The organism is Limnohabitans sp. 103DPR2, from assembly GCF_001412575.1.
Classification (GTDB): domain Bacteria; phylum Pseudomonadota; class Gammaproteobacteria; order Burkholderiales; family Burkholderiaceae_C; genus Limnohabitans_A.
Map to the genome: position 1 here is coordinate 2,704,765 of NZ_CP011834.1, position 20,235 is coordinate 2,724,999.

At 56.0% G+C, this 20,235-nt stretch carries 13 protein-coding genes, 1 other RNA gene, 1 pseudogene and 1 other annotated feature; of the genes and pseudogenes, 6 read left to right on the top strand and 9 right to left on the bottom strand.

Annotated features, from left to right (window positions below):
* Nucleotides 1–53 precede the first annotated feature (53 nt).
* Nucleotides 54–3,743 carry a trifunctional transcriptional regulator/proline dehydrogenase/L-glutamate gamma-semialdehyde dehydrogenase gene (gene putA / locus L103DPR2_RS13130; protein ID WP_055361484.1) on the top strand — a complete coding sequence of 1,230 codons (3,690 nt, stop codon included), beginning with the start codon at nucleotides 54–56 and terminating at the stop codon, nucleotides 3,741–3,743.
* Here putA and L103DPR2_RS13135 read toward each other — a convergent pair.
* Together L103DPR2_RS13135 and L103DPR2_RS13140 are read right to left on the bottom strand one after the other, a co-directional pair.
* On the bottom strand, nucleotides 3,736–5,358 hold the full coding sequence (locus L103DPR2_RS13135) for a long-chain-fatty-acid--CoA ligase (protein ID WP_055361486.1): 1,623 nt from the start codon (nucleotides 5,356–5,358) through the stop codon (nucleotides 3,736–3,738). The genes putA and L103DPR2_RS13135 overlap by 8 nt on opposite strands.
* A gap of 46 nt (nucleotides 5,359–5,404) precedes the next feature.
* On the bottom strand, nucleotides 5,405–6,169 hold the full coding sequence (locus L103DPR2_RS13140; protein ID WP_055361488.1) for a class I SAM-dependent methyltransferase: 765 nt from the start codon (nucleotides 6,167–6,169) through the stop codon (nucleotides 5,405–5,407).
* An 80-nt stretch (nucleotides 6,170–6,249) separates the two neighbouring features.
* On the opposite strand from L103DPR2_RS13140, the gene L103DPR2_RS13145 reads away from it, so the two are divergent.
* The 5 genes from L103DPR2_RS13145 (at nucleotide 6,250) to ssrA (ending at nucleotide 10,028) form a co-directional block, all read left to right on the top strand.
* Nucleotides 6,250–6,501, top strand: coding sequence for a hypothetical protein (locus L103DPR2_RS13145; protein ID WP_055361490.1), 252 nt, complete (start codon nucleotides 6,250–6,252; stop codon nucleotides 6,499–6,501).
* Between the two features lie 62 nt (nucleotides 6,502–6,563).
* Nucleotides 6,564–7,427 (top strand): N-formylglutamate amidohydrolase, encoded by an 864-nt coding sequence (locus L103DPR2_RS13150; protein WP_055361491.1) that lies wholly within the window; start codon nucleotides 6,564–6,566, stop codon nucleotides 7,425–7,427.
* Nucleotides 7,428–7,434: 7 nt separating this feature from the next.
* Nucleotides 7,435–8,415 (top strand): succinylglutamate desuccinylase/aspartoacylase domain-containing protein, encoded by a 981-nt coding sequence (locus tag L103DPR2_RS13155; protein WP_055361492.1) that lies wholly within the window; start codon nucleotides 7,435–7,437, stop codon nucleotides 8,413–8,415.
* Nucleotides 8,415–9,578 carry an ion transporter gene (locus L103DPR2_RS13160; RefSeq protein ID WP_055361493.1) on the top strand — a complete coding sequence of 388 codons (1,164 nt, stop codon included), beginning with the start codon at nucleotides 8,415–8,417 and terminating at the stop codon, nucleotides 9,576–9,578. The genes L103DPR2_RS13155 and L103DPR2_RS13160 overlap by 1 nt, the downstream gene beginning before the upstream one ends.
* Nucleotides 9,579–9,639: 61 nt before the next feature.
* Nucleotides 9,640–10,028, top strand: a transfer-messenger RNA (tmRNA) gene (gene ssrA / locus L103DPR2_RS14260).
* Between the two features lie 436 nt (nucleotides 10,029–10,464).
* Here the strand turns inward: ssrA and L103DPR2_RS13165 are convergent.
* The 7 genes and pseudogenes from L103DPR2_RS13165 to L103DPR2_RS13200 form a co-directional block, all read right to left on the bottom strand.
* Nucleotides 10,465–11,699, bottom strand: a protein-coding gene (locus L103DPR2_RS13165) for an IS3 family transposase (protein WP_156339916.1) whose coding sequence is annotated in 2 segments (ribosomal slippage) — nucleotides 10,465–11,417 and nucleotides 11,417–11,699 — 1,236 coding nt in all. Because the reading frame shifts where the segments join, the coding sequence is not laid out codon by codon here.
* Nucleotides 11,305–11,421, bottom strand: a sequence feature (AL1L pseudoknot). It overlaps the preceding gene by 117 nt.
* A 12-nt stretch (nucleotides 11,700–11,711) precedes the next feature.
* A pseudogene (locus L103DPR2_RS13175) lies at nucleotides 11,712–12,296 on the bottom strand (serine dehydratase beta chain).
* Nucleotides 12,297–12,343: 47 nt separating this feature from the next.
* A complete protein-coding gene (locus L103DPR2_RS13180) occupies nucleotides 12,344–14,323 on the bottom strand; it encodes a hydantoinase B/oxoprolinase family protein (protein WP_013518716.1) in 1,980 nt (659 codons plus the stop codon).
* Between the two features lie 3 nt (nucleotides 14,324–14,326).
* Nucleotides 14,327–16,366, bottom strand: coding sequence for a hydantoinase/oxoprolinase family protein (locus L103DPR2_RS13185; RefSeq protein ID WP_055361504.1), 2,040 nt, complete (start codon nucleotides 16,364–16,366; stop codon nucleotides 14,327–14,329).
* Between the two features lie 560 nt (nucleotides 16,367–16,926).
* On the bottom strand, nucleotides 16,927–17,904 hold the full coding sequence (locus tag L103DPR2_RS13190) for a Bug family tripartite tricarboxylate transporter substrate binding protein (RefSeq protein WP_055361506.1): 978 nt from the start codon (nucleotides 17,902–17,904) through the stop codon (nucleotides 16,927–16,929).
* A gap of 191 nt (nucleotides 17,905–18,095) precedes the next feature.
* On the bottom strand, nucleotides 18,096–18,983 hold the full coding sequence (locus tag L103DPR2_RS13195; RefSeq protein ID WP_055361508.1) for a LysR family transcriptional regulator: 888 nt from the start codon (nucleotides 18,981–18,983) through the stop codon (nucleotides 18,096–18,098).
* Nucleotides 18,984–19,004: 21 nt separating this feature from the next.
* The gene (locus L103DPR2_RS13200) at nucleotides 19,005–20,147 is read right to left on the bottom strand and encodes an NAD/NADP octopine/nopaline dehydrogenase family protein (RefSeq protein ID WP_255416935.1); all 1,143 of its coding nucleotides are present in this window, start codon (nucleotides 20,145–20,147) and stop codon (nucleotides 19,005–19,007) included.
* Nucleotides 20,148–20,235: the final 88 nt, after the last annotated feature.

Below are 20,235 nucleotides of genomic sequence, written 5' to 3' on the forward strand. Positions count from 1 at the left end.
CATGGATCATAGGTATTCAAATATCAGCAAATGTGCTGATTCAAGGAGACCCTATGGACCACAGCACGCCATTACGCCAAGCCATCACGCAAGCCATTCGACGACCTGAACCCGTTGCGGTGCAAGCGTTGCTGAGCCAAGCGCGTCAAAGCAAGTCTGTCGCGACGCAAACAGACACGCTTGCCAAGAAACTCATTCAGGGAATGCGAGATGGGTCAGGACGCACAGGTCGTGCGGGTCGCGTTCAAAGTTTGATGCAGGAATATGCCTTGTCGAGCAATGAAGGCATCGCACTGATGTGTTTGGCCGAAGCATTACTGCGCATCCCCGATGCGGCAACGAGAGATGCGCTCATCAGAGACAAAGTCAAAGATGGAAATTGGTTGCGCCATGCGGGGCAATCTGACTCCTTGTTTGTAAACGCCGCATCGTGGGGTCTGGTTTTAACCGGCAAGTTGATGTCAAGCCATGATGAGCACGAACTCATGTCAGCCTTGACACGCTTGGTCGGCAAGCAGGGTGAGCCTTTGATTCGAAAAGGCATGCAATTTGCCATGCAAATGTTAGGTGAACAATTTGTAACGGGGCAAACCATTCATGAAGCATTGAGCCGTTCTCAAAGCATGGAAGCAAAAGGGTTTAGATACTCTTACGACATGCTAGGCGAAGCAGCCATGACGCGCCAGGATGCACAGCGTTATTTCAATGCATACGAAGAGGCCATTCATGCCATTGGCCAGTCTGCCCAGGGAAAAGGGGTGCAAGACGGCGCGGGAATTTCTATCAAATTGTCTGCGCTGCATCCCCGTTACTGCCGCGCTCAAGTTCAGCGCGTCAAAACCGAACTCATTCCACAGGTTTTGAAGTTAGCGCAGTTGGCGAAGCAATACAACATGGGCCTGAACATTGATGCAGAAGAAAGCGAGCGACTGGACATTTCCTTGGACATTCTTGAAGCTTTATGTTTCGCCCCTGAGCTATCTGGCTGGGATGGCATGGGCTTTGTGATTCAGGCTTATCAAAAACGTTGCCCCTTTGTTATTGATTACCTGATTGATTTGGCCCAACGCGCCAATCACCGCTTGATGATCCGTTTGGTCAAAGGTGCGTATTGGGACAGCGAGATCAAACGCGCACAAGTTGAAGGCCAAATCGACTACCCAGTTTTTACACAAAAACATCACACTGATGTTTCCTATTTGGCATGCGCCAGAAAATTGTTAGGTGCCATTGACAAAGTCTTTCCTCAGTTCGCGACACACAACGCACATACCGTCGCAAGCATTGTGAGCATTGCTGAAGACGTTTGTGGCAAGTACCAAATAGGTCATTATGAGTTTCAATGCTTGCACGGCATGGGAGAACCCCTGTATTTGCAGGTGGTTGGGCCTGCGCAATTGAATCGACCTTGCCGCATTTACGCGCCTGTCGGCACGCATGAAACTTTGCTTGCATACCTGGTGCGAAGACTTCTAGAAAACGGCGCCAACAGCTCTTTCGTCAATCGCATGGCCGATGCATCCGTGTCCATTGAGTCACTGGTACAAGACCCTGTTGTTTTGACAGAAAACGAAGCGAATCGCCTCCATGTCGCACCAGGACAACCGAATGCACACATACCCATGCCGAAGAACTTGTATGGCACAGAGCGCTTAAATTCCAACGGATGGGATCTCAACCACGGACCTACACTGGCACGCATCCAACACTACATTGAAAACACACCACTTCAAATCCAAGTCAAGCCGTTGCTGGCTGGCACTGTTGGAGGTGCACAAATAGACACGGTGGTCAATCCTGCAAAGCATTCACACATTCTTGGAAGCTTGCAACATGCGAGTTCCCGCGACATTGAAACAGCCCTCCAAGAAGCTGAGGCGTTTGCATCAACCTGGGCTCAAACATTGCCGCACAAAAGAGCAGAAGCCTTAGAGCAAACGGCTGCTTTGCTAGAAAGTGAATCTTTGAAGTGTCTTCATTTGCTGATTCACGAAGCAGGCAAAACATGGGCACATGCTGTGGCTGAAATACGCGAGTCAGTTGATTTCTTGCGTTACTACGCTTTGCAAATACGCCAAGAATTCAGCAACGCAACACACCATCCCTTAGGGCCAGTCGTTTGTATCAGCCCTTGGAATTTCCCATTGGCCATCTTCATAGGACAAATCTCGGCAGCACTTGCTGCAGGCAACACCGTTCTTGCCAAACCCGCAGAGCAAACCTCAGGCATTGCAGCCTTAGCGGTTCAATTGATGTGGCAGGCAGGTGTACCTCGGTCTGCACTGCAACTTTTGCCTGGCACTGGCTTGTCTGTAGGAAATGCTTTGGTGAGCGATTCTCGGGTGCAAGGCGTCTTGTTTACAGGCTCCACTCAGACTGCTCAGAAACTGAATCAAGTTTTATCAAAACGGATGAACCGACACGGCCAGGTCGTACCTTTGATCGCAGAAACAGGGGGGCTCAACTGTATGGTTGTTGACTCATCCGCCTTGCTCGAGCAAGTGATTGGTGACGCCTTGACCTCTGCCTTTGAGGCAGCCGGACAACGCTGCTCTGCTCTTCGAATTTTGTGCATTCAAGATGAAGTGGCGGATCCAGCCATCGAAATGCTCAAAGGCGGCATGGCAGAGTTAACCATGGGCCATCCAGCCTTACTGGAAACCGACGTGGGACCCGTCATTGACGTCAAAGCGCAAGAAAAAATTGAGTCACACATCAGAGAACTTGAAGGCATGGGTAGACGCGTACACCGTCTTCAGCATCGAAATGGGAGTGATCTGACTGGAACCTATGTTGCCCCCACCATCATCGAGATCGAAAGCATCCAAGATGCACCCAATGAAATTTTTGGTCCTGTCTTGCATGTGCTGCGCTACGCACGAACTGACCTCGATCAACTGCTACTCGACATCAACGCAACTGGTTATGCCCTGACTTTTGGCGTGCACTCTCGCATCGATGAAGCCGTGCAAAAAATGACCCAAACTGTTCATGCGGGCAATGTGTATGTCAACCGAAACATGGTGGGAGCCGTCGTCGGCGTTCAAGCTTTTGGTGGCGATGGCTTATCGGGTACAGGCCCCAAAGCTGGCGGCCCTTTGTATTTGTTGCGTCTGTTGTCTGCATGTCCTGATGATGCGGCATTGCGCAGCGTTCAACGTGTTGGGGGAAGCACCCTTCCCCCAACTGCAAAAGCGCTAGAAGCACTATACAGCTGGGCACTTTCAAATCACCGTACACAACTTGCGCAAATGTGCGCACGATTTTCAGCATGCAACCCTGCGGGGCTTGTCGCTGAAATGAACGGTCCCACAGGTGAAACTAACCAGTATTTTGTCAATCCAAGGCCGCATGTTCTTTGCAACATCGGCACTCAAGCATCTTGGCAAGACGATTTACTCATTCAACTGGCGGCGGTTTGTGCCATTGGTTCTAAGGCAATTGTTTTGAAGGACTTGCAATCCTTCGTTTCCACGTTGCCCATGGCTGTGCAAGACATTATCAGCTTCAAAACCAGAGATCAACTTCCCAAGACTCAAACAGTTTTGATGCATGGCTCAACCGAGGAAATTTTAAATTTTTCTCAGTTTTTGTCTCAAAGGGAAGGTCCTTTGGCCAGCCTGATTGGGCTTCAACCTGGCACGCTAGACCTCCCACTTTCACGCTTGGTTCAAGAGCGCTCTATCAGCGTCAACACCACAGCAGCTGGCGGTAACGCTTCATTGATGTCTTCCGTTAGCTGAACACACCGCCATAAGTTTTGCGGAGGTCACCCTTTTGAACTTTACCGGTACCACCGACAGGCAGGGACTCTAAAAAGATCACGTCATCGGGCACCCACCACTTGGCCACTTTGGTTTCCAAGAAAGCCAAGATCTCTTCTTTCTCAACGCTCTGACCTGGCTTGCGCACCACAAACATCAAGGGACGCTCGTCCCACTTGGGATGCTTCACGCCAATGACAGCGGCCATGGCCACGGCAGGGTGAGCAATTGCCGCGTTTTCTAAATCAATGGAGCTGATCCATTCGCCACCCGTTTTGATGACGTCTTTGGTGCGATCGCGAATTTGCATGATGCCTTGCGCATCAATGGTGGCGATGTCGCCTGTGGGGAACCAACCGTCCACCAAGGGTGATTTTTCGCCTTTGTAGTAGCCCGAAATAATCCACTGACCACGCACCATCAACTCGCCTTGTGATGTGCCATCACGTGGCAGCGTGTTGCCCTCTTCGTCCACCACCTTGATGTCGACACCAAAAACCGAGCGGCCTTGTTTGCCTACCAAAGCATGGCGATCGGCTGCGGGCATGGCTTTTTGTTCTGGCGTCATGCTGCTCATGGTGGCCACAGCAGTGGTTTCAGTCATGCCCCAGCCATGTCGAACTTCAACGCCGTAGTCGTCGTTGAATTTGGCTATAAGGGCAATGGGCATGGCGGAGCCTCCTACTGCGGTGCGTTTCATGGTGCTGAAGCGCAACTTGTTTTGCTCCACGTGCTGAATGAGCGCCATCCAAATGGTGGGTACGCCTGCGCTGATGGTGACTTTTTCGGATTCCATCAGTTCGTACAAACTGGCGCCGTCCAACTTGGGGCCGGGCAACACCAGCTTGGCGCCAGCAACAGGCGCCGCATAAGGAATGCACCACGCGTTGATATGGAACATGGGAACCACGGGCAGAATGGCTTCGTCTGGCGACAAATTCAAAATGCTGGGCAAGCAATCGGAAATGGCATTGATCACAATGGCACGGTGCGAGTACATGGCACCTTTGGGATTGCCCGTGGTACCGGAGGTGTAGCAAATTGCGGCACCCGTGCGCTCATCAAACTCAGGCCAAACAAACACATCGCTGGCAGGTGCAATCAGTTCGTCATAGCAGAGCACATTGGCCACGCCTTCAATTTCAGGCATGTGCGCACGCTCGGTGAGGCAAACCCAAGCACGCACGTTGGGACAATGTGCTGCAATACCTTTGATCAGAGGTGCGAAAGTCGTGTCAAACAACACCACTTCGTCTTCGGCGTGGTTGATGATGTAAATGAGTTGCTGAGGATGAAGGCGTGGGTTGCAGGTGTGCATCACCATGCCACTGCCCGACACGGCGTAATACGCTTCCAGATGGCGGTGGTTGTTCCATGCGATGGAGCCCACCACACTGCCCTCTTTCAAATTCAAACCTTTGAGGGCATTGGCCAACTTGCGTGAACGCTTGGCGCACTCTGCATAGGTGTAGCGAAACAGCGGGCCATGCGTTTCACGCGAGACCACCTCTTGCCCCCCAAACTGCGCCGCAGCATGCTCCAGAATGCCAGACAAGAGCAACGGACGGTCCATGATGAGGCCGGGTTTGAGCATGAAAAATCTCCGAATGAATTAGATTCGAAGATGATAGGCGCAAAGCCTATCTTGTCTCTCGGGATTGACCCGTAAAAGGCGCTTGGTATAACCAAACGGGCCGGCCTGGACTGGCCTCGGTTTTGGCGGTTGGCTTGAGTTCTGCTGCTTCAAACTCCAAGCTGACCAGCCAAGCGCCAGGTTTCATTTCTGCCTTGGCTTTTTCAACGGCGCGCGGCATGGTTTCGGGACGTTGAAACAAATAGACCATGTCGTAAGCACCCCAATGGTCTTGCCAAATGTCGCCACACCGCACTTCGGCCCATGGGCATCTGAACTTGGCCAACCAACTTAAAGGACGGCTGAACTCAATGCCAATCCACTGTGCATTCACGTAGGCCAATCGCAAGGCCTTGAGTCCATCGCCGGCGCCACAACCGGCATCTAAGATTTTGGCTTGCGCAGGCAAGATGGCATAGCGCGGCACATCGCGCAGGGCGTTCAGCGGCGTTGGAAACACAGGCGCGTCACGCCACGCACGCATGGGGTAAATCCAAACAATCATCACCAGGGGCAGCAACCAAACCCATGCGGGAATGCTGGCTGTCCCCAACAACCAAAACGACACCGGAAAACCCATGGCCAGTGCCGCCGAGCGCGCTTGCGACATGCCCCGGTGCCAGCCCATGGCAGCCGCCGAGACGCCTACGAAGGTGGAAAACAACATGGCCACCGAGGAATGCATGCCTTGTTCCACCAAGAAGATGAACACATACCAAGCAGCGCCCCAAACCCCTAGGGCAGTCAAAGGCCAACGGATCAGATTTGACAATTGATTCTTCTTTCAGATAATTTGGGTCTGATTAAAGCCGACAATGGCCCTTGTTTCAATGCGCATCTTAATGGCTACCCATGTTTAATTTCAGCATCACATCTTTGACCGCCGTGTTGGCGCTGAGCGCCAGCCTATGGGCCATGCCCTCTGCTTGGGCCTACAAGGTTGAAAAAATTTGCGAAGACTTGCCAGCGACCTCCAAAGAGCCTGCCCAAAAGAAATGCAAAGTGGTCAGGGTACAAGAAGGCGGCGCAGCCAAAGCAGGTGATGGCAAAGGTGACGGCAAAGGCGATGCCAAGAAAGACGCCAAACCGGCAGGCGGCCACTGATTTGAACCCCTGACATGGCTCTAGAATGAACCCCAATCCACAGGGGTCTTCAAGGAGCATTCATGTCAGCACCCATCCAAACCGAGGCCTACAGCCTTTTCTTGGCGCAGCAAGCTGTGCCCTTGGTGATGGACTCACCGCATTCCAGCCCCACCTTTCCACAAGACTTCAATGCCTGCTTGCCACTCGATGACTTGCGTGATGGCGAAGACGTGTTCATCGATGCGTTGTGGTCACACGCTCCCCAGCACGGTGCTCATTTGTTGTTGGCCGAATTTGCCCGCACCTACATCGACCCCAATCGCCATGTGGGCGATGTCGACCTGTCGATGATCGACGGCGAATGGCCCCACACCTATGTGCCCAGTGGCAAAGCCAGCATTGGCAAGTCACTGATTTGGCGCACCTTGGACGATGGCCGCCCCATCTACGATCGCAAACTGAGCATTGATGAAGTGCAACAACGCATTCAACGCTATGCCCTGCCCTACCAAGCGCAACTGCAAAAGCTGATAGATGCGCACCACCAGGCCTTTGGCGTTTGCTATCACATCAACTGCCATTCCATGAATGCTGTGAGCGGCAAGATGGGTGAAGGCGGTGCGGGCATTGCCCGCGCAGACGTGGTGCTGGGCGATCGCGATGGCACCACCTGCGATGCCGAGTTCACCCACTTGGTGAAAGATTTCATGCAAGGCTGCGGTTATGAGGTGAAGATCAACGACCCCTTCAAAGGCGTTGAACTGGTGCGCGCGTTTTCCAATCCAGCACAAGGCAAACACAGCCTGCAAGTTGAGCTGAACAAACGCTTGTACACCGATGCCACCGGACGCGGCAAAGGTGCCAGCTACGACAAGTTGGCACAAGACCTTCAACAACTGACCGCTGTGTTGGCGCAGTTCGCCAAATCCAAAGCTGCAAAGTGATCGCACCATGACCCTCTCGCCACCCTCACTCAAAGTTGAGCTGACCGCACCCGACATCAGCGCTTACCGCCAAAGCAATGTGGGCATTGACTACGTCACCCGCCTCGACTCTGGCAAACCTGGCCCGCACGTGATTGTCCAGGCCCTTACGCACGGCAACGAGTTAAGTGGCGCCATCACCCTCGACTATTTGTTCAAACAAAATTTCCAACCCACGAGCGGTGTGGTGTCCTTCATCTTTGCCAACGTAGCGGCCTATGCCATGTGGGATCCGCAAAACCCCGATGGCAACCGTTACGTTGAAGAAGATTTCAACCGCGTCTGGTCTGACGAGGTGCTCAATGGCCCCCGTGACAGCGTGGAGTTGCGACGCGCGCGCGAACTGGTGGCCTACATCGACACCGCCGACTACCTGCTCGACTTGCACTCCATGAGCGCGCCCAGTGCACCCTTGATGGTATGTGGCGTCCGTCCCCAAGGTGGGCAAAAATCAGTCAATCTCTCTGCCAAGATTGGCTTGCCCGAATGGCTGATGATGGACACCGGCCACGCCAATGGCCTGCGCATGATTGAGCGGGCAGCCTTTGGTGACCCCCACAAACACAACACGGCCATCTTGCTAGAAGCTGGCCAGCATTGGGAAAAAGCCTGCGAGCAAATTGCCCGCGAAACCACGCTGAAGTTTTTAAAAGTCACTGGCGTTGCAGATGCGCAATGGGTTGATGCACGTTGCAGTTTGCCCCCCGTTGAACAAAAAGTGGTGCAAGTGACCGAGGGCTATGCCGCCAAGTCGCTCGACTTCGAATGGCTGGACGTCTACAACGGCTTGGAAGTGATTGAACAAGCTGGCAAAGCATTGGCCGAAGACGCCGGTCACACCCTGCGCACACCCTACGACAACGCCGTGTTGGTCATGCCCACACGCAGCAAACGCTTTGCGGTGGGCAACACCATGGTGCGATTTGGCCGCATTGAAAGCCTGACCTGATGCGGGTCTTCTTTCGCAAAATCAACGTGGTGGGCGCCTTGGTGTCGGCCATCAAATTTTTTGTTCGCAAAAACAAAGACCGTACGTTTCGTCAAAAGGTTTACGCGCTGCTCCATGCAACGCCTTACTCAGGGCCCCTGCACCGCTACATTGACCAACTGATCATTTGGTCCGTGCTGGTCTCGGTGGTGTGCATTGTGTTGGAAACGGTGCCCGGCATCCATGCCATTTTCAAATACGAATTTGAAGTCTTGGAAATTGCCACCTTCTCCTTGTTTGCGGTCGAGTACTTGGCCAGAGCCTACGCAAGTTGCGAGTCGCCGCATTACAGCGATCCCGTCAAAGGTCGACTCAAATACCTGGTGAGCATTCCCGCCCTCATTGACCTGGTGTCCATCCTGCCCTACTTTTTGGGCCTCTTGCTCAACCAGTTCATGGACACCCGCTTCTTGCGAATTTTCAGGTTAACGCGCTTGCTCAAAGTCACGCGCTACACCGGCACCTTGAACACCTTGCTCAAAGCCATTCAGCGCGAGAAACGCGTGCTGTTTGCTTCTGCGTTCATGATGCTGCTGCTGGTGGTGCTCACAGCCAGCTTGGGCTATGAGTTGGAACACGACGCGCAGCCCGACAAATTCAACACCATTCCCGATGCCATGTACTGGGCTGTGATCACCTTGGCCAGTGTGGGTTATGGCGACATTTCGCCCATTACCCCTTTGGGCCGCGCCATGACCGTGATCATCAGCCTCATTGGCATTGGCATTTTTGCCATTCCAGCTGGCTTGATGGCGTCAGCCTTCACCGACCAATTGCGCATTGACCGTGAAACTTTCGAAAACGAGTTTCGCGACGTCTTGGCACGTGGCCAAATCTCCCACACCGATCGCAACGCCCTCAACGTCGAAGCCGAACGTCTGCACCTCACCAAGCAAGACGTGAACCGTATCATGGAACGGGTGAAGCATGAAATGACCGTCAAAGGCCATCTGGGCTTGGGGCACCTGAATGCCCAGCAATTACTTGAAAAATATCGCCAGGAGGTCAGTTCCCTGCGCAGCCTGGTGCAAAGTGACGGCTTTCAAGAAGCTGAAGCCTTGATCCTAGATACGGGGAGAACCACCCCCTCAGAACGGGCTGTTTTAGAGGCATTGCGCAAATAAGGGCGCATTGCGCGCAAATGACCCCTTGCAATTTGCAGAACCGGCCTAAAATACGAGGCTTGGGGCTGCACTGGTTTCGACATGGGTTCGGACGCGTGGCAGGGCATGTCGAGGTTCTGATCCTCGTAAAACAGCAGAAAAAAAACTAACTGCAAACGACGAACGTTTCGCACTCGCCGCTTAATCCGGTGAGCCTTGCAACAGTTGGCCGATAGGCTGGGCAAGGGGGCAACAGGCGTTAAAACCTAAAGCTTCCAGGCTGCAAGGGAAAACATATGGGCTGGCGTCACATCGGGCATCTTGGTGTGGCGCGAGAAAATAGGATGCTGGTTGGATCAATAGCGTGTCGCTGCGCGATTGGTTTGACGAGACTCAAATCAGACGACTACACATGTAGAACTGTACGAAAATGGCTTGTGGACGCGGGTTCAATTCCCGCCAGCTCCACCAATACCCAATCCCCAACTCGTCTGAGTTGGGGATTTTTTTCGTCCGTTGGTGCGAGTTGCCCCGTGTTGTTGCGGGTTCGTGCGGAAACTTGCGGACTTCGCCCTCTGCGCGGTCAGACCGGTTCTGCGCCTGACTGACTCTCTCTCTTCCGGCCATTTCTCTCAGTACCCCAGGCCCCCGGAAATGGGCCGAAGTCCACAAGGCTCTTTGTCTATGGCCAAGAAGATCAACAACTTACGAGTGGACGAATCGATCGGTTTATTTGCGGCATTGGTAGGTGACCAAAAATCACAACCAAGCGGTTTCGGATGTGGTGGACTGAGAAAGGCAGGAGCCGGCCAGAAGCAGACGCCCACTGACACATTTTTAATGTCGCCTTTGGGTTGGCGGAATGGGTACTTGTGAACGGCCCCGGGTATCAAGGAGGCTGGTTGGCTTAAGTTGATACCTCTGTCGAGGTGCTGGCAGCAGCAAGCTGGCGCCAGTAGTTTGCCTCAGCTTCTGCCGGAGGGATGCCCCCAATCGGCTTGAGCAGTCGGATGTGGTTGAACCAGTGCACCCACTGCAGGGTGGCCAGTTCCACGGATTCCCTGTTTTTCCAGGGTCCCCGGCGGTGAATCAACTCGGCCTTGTACAGCCCGTTGATGGTTTCGGCCAGCGCGTTGTCGTAGGAATCGCCCTTGCTGCCGACCGATGGTTTGATACCGGACTGGTCCAGTCGCTCGGTGTAGCGGATGCTCACGAATTGCGAGCCCCTGTCCGAATGGTGGATCAAATCGTTGGCTGCAGGCTGGCGTTCGTACAAAGCCTGCTCCAGCGCATCCAAAACAAAGTCAGTCTGCATGGTGCGGCTGACTCGCCAGCCCACGATGCGGCGGGCAAACACATCGATGACAAAGGCCACGTACAGCCAGCCCTGCCAAGTACTCACGTAGGTGAAGTCCGACACCCACAGCTGATTGGGTCTGTCGGCCTTGAAGACCCGGTTGACCCGATCGAGCGGGCACGGCACCGAAGCATCCGGTGTCGTGGTCCGCACCGATTTGCCCCTGCGCACGCCTTGCAGCCCCGCCTTGCGCATCAGCCTTTCGACGGTGCAGCGCGCCACCTGGATGCCTTCACGGTTCATTTGCAACCAGACCTTGTCGGCACCATAGACCTGCCAGTTGGCATGCCAGACACGCTGGACGTCAGCCATGAGCTGCTCGTCTCGCTTGGCTCTGGCACTGCGCAACCCAGGATTGCACTTGCGCGCTGCGTGGCGCCAGTAACACGATGGGGCCATCTGCAGCACCTTGCAGATGGACTCGACCCCGTAGGTGTCACGGTGCAGGTCCACGAATCGTTTCAGTTCTTCAAACGGCGGTCGAGCTCCGCCTGGGCAAAAAACGCACTGGCCAGCTTGAGGATTTCATTGGCCTTGCGCAGCTCGCGGTTCTCACGTTCAAGTTCCTTGAGCCGATCTTTGTCTACCGTGGTCGTGCCTTGACGTACCCCGCTGTCAACCTCGTGCTTGCGCATCCATTCGTACAGCGTATGGGGCACACATCCGATCTTGGGTGCCAGCGATTCCACCGCCGCCCACAACGATGGGTATTCCTCTCGGTGCTCCTGCACCATGCGAACGGCCCGCTCGCGGACTTCTGGTGAAAACTTGGGTGACTTGTTCATGGCTCCATTCTCTTAAAGGTTGGAGCCTCCTCGATTCCCGGGGCCGTTCACAGCGCTGTGGAATTGAAACGGCAAGTTTGTTCCACCCGGCACTGTGGCCATGGGACTGGCCTCTTTTTCGGCTTCCTCGGAACTCAGGACAAATCCCCCACCGACCGAGTAGTAGGTCTTCTCAAGTAGTGTGCTTCCGCTAGCATCGAAGGCAGTGAACCTCATTCCATTTGAGTGAAACGCCAGCGTCTGGAGACCACTGAGCATCAGGTCCGCTTCTTCGTCAAGAGCGATTCGATGCGCTCCCTGGAGGAGCAGGGAACTTGAGCCTCGTATGCCCTCCAGAATTGCGGGTACCTGGTCGACATCGACGGTATCGGGCTCGTGACCCGAAAGTCCGAGCAACACCGCCGAGTCAGTGCCATGGCCCTTACCAGTGGCACCCAGCGATCCGAACATCTCGGAAAGGACGCGCGTGACCGAAGTCATAACTCCCTGCTAGGCCAGAGCAAGGGTGAACATGCGTGCCGCGCGCATCGGCCCCACCGTATGTGAACTGGAGGGACCAATACCTACTTTGAAAATTTCGAGAACACTGACTGCCACTTTGATTCCAAGGCTTGAATGACTGCTGACGATCGATCCCGTCGGATCTACACGGACAAGCGCCGAACACCTGTCATGTTCGCCGCCTCGTCGTCAACCATCTGCTGGATGATCTTTGTATCGACCTGATGCCCATCGTTCATCATGCGATGGTGGACTGTTCCTACCAGCTGGCTGCGGATACGCTGATCGTAGGTCAGGGCCATGGCCGCAAGTTGACGCCTCATGTCTTGGGGCCAGACTTGGTCTTGCCGCAAGCGCTCATCGCAGAAAGTGAATTCCGGAGTGTCCGCCCTGGTTCTCTCCCGTCGCCTGGCGGCAGTCGCCACCTCGTCGATCTGGCCATGCTCATCAAAAACAACCGCATAGACCTGACTGGCCCGTTCGGTTGACAGCATCCCGTTGCGGATTTCGCTGGCAATCGCAGCAAGGTCTCGTTCCATCGGGTCACCGAATCCACCGCCCGTCGGGCTTGTGATCTGGATCACATCACCTCGATTGAGTTCGAGCACGGAGATCTTGCCGATGGAACGTTCATCAGGACGGCCTGGGTTCAGGACAGCAGTGCCTTTGACGCCGTGTTCTCCGCCTCTGAAGCCCCAGGCCGAAAAGACAAAGCGATTCATGTTGCGCACAGTCATGACTGCGCGGTGGGCGGTATTTTCAATCTCCATCTGGAGGGCGGCGCCGCTGACATAGCGACCCGCACGCCGGCTGTCGGGAACGATCCGAATGGCCCGCATGATCATCGCAGTCTCCACCTCAATGATTTCCACAGGAACGCTGCGCTGCGAGTACCGGACTGCTGTTCCATCGACGCCGTCGCGACTGCGACGCGCTCCGCCACCGCCATGAATCGTGTTGATGACGTTCACGCGATCACGCCCGGTGCGCGGATCTGGGGCTGCGACGACAATCACGCCCGCATTGCCCGAGTCGGCGGCAGCGAGTCCCTCCGGCAGGGCCTGGTTGATGCACCCCAGGAGAACGTCGTAGGCACGCGTTGCAGATGCCGCGCGGGATCCGCCGGATGCAGGGAAAACGGCATTCAATACCGTACCGCGCGGCGTGTACGAATAGATGGCACGCAGGATTCCGGCGTTGCGTGGGGTTAACGGGTCCATCGTCAGGATGAACGCGTAAAGGCATTGAACAACATAGGGGTGCGTTGATGCGCCGCTCACCAGGTTGTACGCAGCCGGAAGTTGTGGGTCTGTCCCTGAGAAATCGAGGTGGATCTCTCCCTTGCTTACGGTCATCCGCGCCGAGAAGAAAGCAATCTGGCGGTCATTGATTCCCTCCAAGTAGTCGGAGAAGTCGTAGACGCCGTCCGGGATGGATGCAATGGCTGTGCGAGCCTTGGATTCCGCGTAGGAAATGACATCCTGCATCGCCTGCTCAACGGCTTGACCGCCATATCGGCCACACAACTCATTGACTCGACGGTCAATGCTCTTGAGGCCGGAGATCATGGCCTGGATGTCTCCCCATACTTCGCCGGGGATGCGACTGTTGTCGGCAAGAATCGCCTTGACCGTGGTGTTGAGCACGCCGCCCTCATAGAGCTTGACGGGCCTGAGTCTGAGCCCCTCCTGGAATACTTCAGTGAAGGCGGGAGAAATGCTGCCCGGCACGGCTCCGCCGATATCCGACGCATGCACGAAGGCCCAGCCAATGGCAATCAACCGATCATCCCGAAAAATCGGATAAAGCAGCGTGATGTCCATCAGGTGCGTAACCAGGCCGTCTGTTGTGAACGGGTCATTGGTGATCACGATGTCGCCCGGCTTCAGGTTTTCTCGCCCGATGGCGTCAAGGGTCGGCTTCAGAGGCGAGCCGACAAAGACATTCACCCCCGAGAGCATGGGATAGGCAAACATGTCGCCATCGACGGTCGCGACTGCGCACTGATAGTCTTGGACAAGCTTGACGAACGTTGTATGAGCGGTGCGGTACACCGCTGCAGACGCTTCTTCAACAATCGCGTTAAAGCGATTGCTCATAATGGCGGTACGAACTGCATCCATGGGTCAACTCCGGGTCATGAGAATGGTGCCGTAGGCGCCCACGCGGGCCACAAAGCCGGGTGGCACTACGAGGGTGGCGTCAAATTGCTCGATCACGGCGGGACCGGGCACTTCGTCGGAATGGGTGAGGCGAGACCTCTCAAAGACAGGCGCCTCAGGAAAAATCTCTCCCTGGAAACGCATCGACCGCGAGCCCTTGAATGCATCCCCGACCGCCGATGAAGATGGTGCAGCGGGCTCTGGTATCGACATGGCCCCCCGGATCCGGACGCGCAGGTCGACAAATTCAACTGGCGCTTCGGGATCGCAGTGGTTGTAAATTCGCTCGTGCTCCTTATGGAAGATCGCATGCATTGCGCTGAGGTCTGCAGACTCGACCGCAGAATCCGGCAAGCGCACATCGACCTGGAAGGACTGGCCGGTGTAGCGCATCTCGGCCCAGCACTCGAAGCCGGTCGATACCAAGCGCTCAGGCGGTGCCTGCCGGGACAGCCATTCACCTGCCTCCTGGCGAAGTGCTTTGTACTTTTCGGAGAGTGCGGTCCCATCCACACGTTGCCCATGCACCGTTTCCATCACGTCGTGACTGAGTTCGGAGACAAGCCCGCCGAATGCGCAGAATGTTGAAGGGCTTGTGGGCACAAGCACGCGATTGATGCCGAGTTCAGCGGCAAGGAGGGGGCCGTGAATGCCGCCACCGCCGCCGTACACGAGCAGTGTCAGGTCTTCGGGGTCGACCCCCTGGCGCGCCAGGTAGGGAAGCACGCCAGCCACCATGTTTGAACTCGCTACCGCCACGCACATATCGGCCGCGCCGAATACATCAGCCTTCAGCCCACTGGCGACGGGAGCCATCGCACGCTCAGAGGCAGTTCGATCAAGCCCCATCTTCCCGCCCAGGAGAGCTTCAGGAAGATATCCGGCTAGCAGGTAGGCATCGGTCAGCGTGGGTGCCGTTCCGCCGCGAGAAAAACAGGCTGGCCCCGGATACGAACCCGCGCTTTGCGGCCCAATCCGCAGCACACCATCATCGATCATGGCGATGGATCCTCCGCCCGCACCGATAGCCTCGATGCCTGTGACCGGCATCACGACAGGGAAGTCGCCGACCTCGGCGGCATTCGATGTCATGGCTTGGCCATCTCGCAGCAGCGAGATATCGGTACTCGTACCGCCCATGTCCATCGTGAGGATGTTGCGCTCACCAGCCGCTCGGGCTAGGTATTGGACGGCGGTGACGCCAGAGGCCGGACCGGAAAGCAGCGTGTGCACCGGGAAGCGCCGCGCTTCAGCGGCCGCCATGGCGCCGCCGTTGGAGCGCGTGACAAACAACTGCGAACCCGGCAGCCGGCTCTCAACATACCGCTCAACGGCGCCGATGTATTCATTCATGCGCTTTCTCACAAACGCGTTGAGCACGCTCACGATCGCCCGCTCATACTCACCGACACGCGGCCAGATTTCGCTGGAAAGACTGACTTCCGCATCGGCACCCACCACGGTGCGAATGGCTTCTTCGACAGCCCGTTCGTGCGCTGGATTGGCGTAGCTGTGAAGCAGTGCCACCGCGTAACCGTTCGCGCCTGCATCCTTGGCCTGCTTGACCAGTTCCTGAATCGCCTCTTGACGAATTGGGGTTCGAACCGTCCCCCCGTGCAAAAGCCGCTCGTCCACCTCAAAGACCATCGCGCGTTCCACCAGTGGCTTGGTCCGCGTCTCAAAGATGTTCAGGGGATTGCGAACCCCCATTCGCTGTAGCTCCAGCAGGTCGCGGTAGCCTTTGGTCACGATGAAAGCGACCTTCGGCCCCTTGCGCTCGATCACGGCATTCGTGCTCACGGTCGTGCCGTGCATGACGACCGCCGGCTCGCCGTCCTGGGGTCCCAATCGCTCTAGCAATAACTCGAAGCCCTGGCGAAAGCCCTCCTCGAAAGCCGGAGGCGTAGAGGGAACCTTCAAGCTGATGACTTCAGTGCCACTGCCTTCTCGCCACCCACAGAAGTCTGTGAAGGTGCCGCCTATGTCAACGCCGATGCGAATCATTGTAAAAATCCTTTAGTCGTTTCTCAGTGCAGAAGCTCTAACGCCAGGCTACGCAAGGGATCTTTGCCAGGCCGTTGATATCACCGGAACCTGAAGATCTATTGCGGCCATAGCGCATGCTCATGACTCGGTCGTGTTGATGTAGTTCTCCCAGTAAGGAGCGCGATTCACGCCGATCAATCAAGCAGGTCTGATTTTTCCTGCCGCCATCCCATCAAGCAAATCAATATTCAAGACCGGCCAATAAGTCACATTTATTTGCATGACGACCTCTCACTGCGGGAAAGAGACGCAAGCAGACAATCTGCCTACGTTGGTTGAGCAAAGGTGATGAGGTTGCGGCGTCTACGCCCAACAGATCAGCTTAGGAGATTGGCACGACCATGTGCCTGGAAGGCTGCATGCCGCCTGACGCTGCAAGGTGGGCCGGAGGCATTCGCTTGGCCTTCTGGAGCCATCAGCGGCATGCGCCCCAATATCTCCAGAAACCAGCAAGTAGGCTCAAGCTGTGTGATCAGCCTTGCATGCCATGAGCACTTCCGGCTTCACTACACAAACGATCACTCCATGGTCTTTGCCGCGCCTGCGGCATCAACTGCAGCCTTCCAGCGGGCCGACTCGGTCTGGAGGAAAGTGGCAAAGCGCTCCCGCGGCAAATCCATCGGGGTCAGCCCCATCTCAAGCAGACGCTTGCGCACATCTGATTCTTTGACGATAGAGTCCATCGCATTCCTCAGGCGGAAGACGATCTGGTCCGGTGTCTTGGCCGGCACCACCAACAAGATGTAGCCCTGCAGGTTGAAGTCTTTGACGCCTTGCTCCTGGAGAGTCGGAACGTCCGGAAGCGATGGAATCCGCTCGGCTGTACTCACACCCAACGCCTTGATCGTGCCTTCGGCAATCATGCCCCTCACAACGGGCACGGTGTCCGACATGAAGTCGATGACGCCGCCTCGCAGATCAGTGATTGCCGCCGCACCGCCTCGGTAGGGGACGTGTTCGGCCTTGACACCCGTTTGCTTCAGCATTTGGGCCACGATGAGTTGCGGCACCGTTCCCACGCCGGATGAGCCGTAACTCAGTGTGGCGCCGGGCTTCTTGGCGTAGGCCAGAAACTCCTGGAAGTTCTTGACAGGCAGGTCCTTTTTCGCGACGAGCACCTGCGGCGCCCAGGCGATGGCGCCGACCACCACGAAATCGTTAACCGGGTCATACGGGAGGGGTCTCACAGTTGTCCAGGGACCAACACTGAGGGGGCCGGGCGCACCGATGGCCAGGGTGTAACCGTCTGCAGGCTGTTTGGCCGCATAGGCGGTGCCGAGTGTCCCGCTTGCACCCGCACGGTTTTCGACGATCACCGGTTGACCAAGCTGCGCTGCCAGTTTTTCACCGATCAGTCGAGCTGCAACGTCTGAGGAGTTTGCTGCTGGGTAAGGCACCACGATCTTGATGGCGCGATCCGGCCATTGCGCATGTGCGCTAAAGACGGCGCCAACAGCTATGCAAATTCCCAGAAGATTTTTGAGATACCGATTCATTCATTTCTCCGATTCATTTGGACACCCCGCTGATGTCACCCTTTATGCCGCAACCAACTGCTTTTTTGGGGTAATTTCAGTGGACTTGGAAGCCGAATCGATTGTCTTTCGAAACCGTGAAATAAGCCCATCAAAAGATCCGGCCGGTCTATAAGTCCCTTTGATAGGGCAGTCCTGTCTGCCGGCACAGGCTAGTTTTTTAGGCTGACCCGAAGGGATTCGACAAGGGCTTGCGCCGCTCGATTTGGGTGCTGCATCAACGGAACAATGGCTCCGATTTCAAAATTTTGTATGGGATCGAGAGGTAGCGTAATCAGACCTGCCCGTTGATGTTCAGGCAAGCTGATGCTGGTGACGATCGTCACACCCAGGCCAGCACGAACCAGCTCGATGGCAGCCCCCGCATCACCGACCTCAATCACGAACTTTGGACTGACGCCCGCCGTGGCAAACCAGTTTTCGACCATCGGCCGGATCACGCCCCCAGGTTTGATCCCGACGACAGGTATGCCATCAAGGTCAGCGGGCGCGACATTCACTCCGCCATGAAGGAAGCCAGGCGCGGACGCGACACACAGGAGCTCGCTGTCGAATAGCTTCGTCGCAATAGCCCCTTCCATTACCGGCGGCAACGAAAGAATACCCAAATCCGCTTGGGCAGAGCTGATCCGATGCATGATGGTCAACCGATGGTCCACATCGACATCCAGTTTTAGCCCCGGATGAGCGACTGCAAATTGCCCGATCGCATTCATGATGCGGCCGCTCGCAAGAGCCTGTGTGAGGAGGACGCGAACAGTAGCCCGCTCATGGTTGGCGATCTGTTGCGCGGCAGCCTTGATGCCATCCAGGCCGTCGTAGAGCCTGTTGACCTCTGCCATGAGTTGCAGAGCCTCCGGCGTCGGTGTCAGCTTGCCACCGCGTCGACTGAAAAGCTCGAACCCCACCTCTTTTTCGAGACCACTGATCAGGTAGCTAATAGCGGGTTGCGTGATCGCCATCGCCGAACTGGCGCGCACCATGCTTCCCTCGCGCATGACGGAGCGGAACGCCTCGATTTGTCTCAACTTGAGTACCACGGCATTGCCCCGACAATGAATTCAAATTACGACGCTAGAGACTCGCACACGAGACAGGAGTCCTTCGACGGACGATGATGCGAGTTCCAGATGAACGACCAAATCATTGCCCGCTAGAAAATCCTCTCCAACGATCAGTTCTGCCATGCTGATCATGGCCTGCGTGTAGGGCATATTGACGTTGGCCACACGTCCAAGTGCCAGGAGGAATACGAGCCCATATGGCACGTCTTCCGACAGGTATCGGGTATCGATCCGGGTCGGCCCGGGCGGTCCGCCACGCTTCTTATGCAGCTCGGCGGCTATGTCCTCTAGACGATCCCCTTCGGCCTTGAACGATTGCGAGAAGTGTTTCTTGACGCTGCGCACCTCGATACCGAATGCACCGGCAACGGCCAGGCGTTCAGCGTCGATGGCCTCAATGGCGGAGGACACGCGAGGCGTCATGTAGTGATACTGGGGCCAGTTTTCTGCTCGCTCAATCCTCGTCCAATTGAACAATGCGAGCGGCACGTGTGTGATAGCGCTGGTATTCGCAAGGCTTGAGACAAGCGGGTCTTTTTCCTCGTTGAACCCGTCGCCAAACAGCGCCTCACAAGCAGCGAGCGCCTGAGGTGCGGCCGTCTGTGGCAGACATGAGATCGCGACCTGGCTACGCCGAGTCATGATGTTCACCTGAGTCGGCCCCTTGCGCCGCGCCGTGAGAGCGGTCGTGCCGAAGCTCGCAACACAAAGGTCAATGCCGCGCGCGACGGCGCGCTCATACAAGTACAGCGACGACAACGATCCCATTGAGCTGACAATCACCAGATGTCCGGAACGCAGATTCGGCAACAGTGCGTCCATCACTGCCTTATGGGCATTGAGTGGAACAGCAATCAGGATCACGTCGGCCTGATCCGCCAGCGTCTGCGCGCTATCGGAGACCCCCACGGCAAGCGTCGCTTCCAATGCGCCCGTTGCGCTCAACGGCTCGTTTCGCAGCGCATTTGCGCTACCACTAGGTGCCCACACTGAAACCCCATGACCGCGATGGGCGGCCCAGGCCGCACTCGCCAAGCCAATGCCCCCGGCACCTACAATTCCTACTTTGATCCGATTCACTTTTCTTCCATCTTCGTTTCGCATACGCTCAGCCCTTTCGGCTTTTAGGGATTCACCCACCGAGCGGCACAAGAAAATCCCGAGCCAGCGCCGTGTGCCGTGCCCCGGATGAAAACAGCGGCAGCGGGAGATGATGGGGCCCCCGACT

Excerpts from the sequence above, each read along its gene's own strand:
- putA (WP_055361484.1), top strand. The coding sequence starts at position 54 with ATGGACCACAGCACGCCATTACGCCAAGCCATCACGCAAGCCATTCGA.
- L103DPR2_RS13135 (WP_055361486.1), bottom strand. The coding sequence starts at position 5,358 with ATGCTCAAACCCGGCCTCATCATGGACCGTCCGTTGCTCTTGTCTGGC.
- L103DPR2_RS13145 (WP_055361490.1), top strand. The coding sequence starts at position 6,250 with ATGTTTAATTTCAGCATCACATCTTTGACCGCCGTGTTGGCGCTGAGC.
- L103DPR2_RS13150 (WP_055361491.1), top strand. The coding sequence starts at position 6,564 with ATGTCAGCACCCATCCAAACCGAGGCCTACAGCCTTTTCTTGGCGCAG.
- L103DPR2_RS13155 (WP_055361492.1), top strand. The coding sequence starts at position 7,435 with ATGACCCTCTCGCCACCCTCACTCAAAGTTGAGCTGACCGCACCCGAC.
- L103DPR2_RS13160 (WP_055361493.1), top strand. The coding sequence starts at position 8,415 with ATGCGGGTCTTCTTTCGCAAAATCAACGTGGTGGGCGCCTTGGTGTCG.
- L103DPR2_RS13180 (WP_013518716.1), bottom strand. The coding sequence starts at position 14,323 with ATGGATGCAGTTCGTACCGCCATTATGAGCAATCGCTTTAACGCGATT.
- L103DPR2_RS13185 (WP_055361504.1), bottom strand. The coding sequence starts at position 16,366 with ATGATTCGCATCGGCGTTGACATAGGCGGCACCTTCACAGACTTCTGT.
- L103DPR2_RS13190 (WP_055361506.1), bottom strand. The coding sequence starts at position 17,904 with ATGAATCGGTATCTCAAAAATCTTCTGGGAATTTGCATAGCTGTTGGC.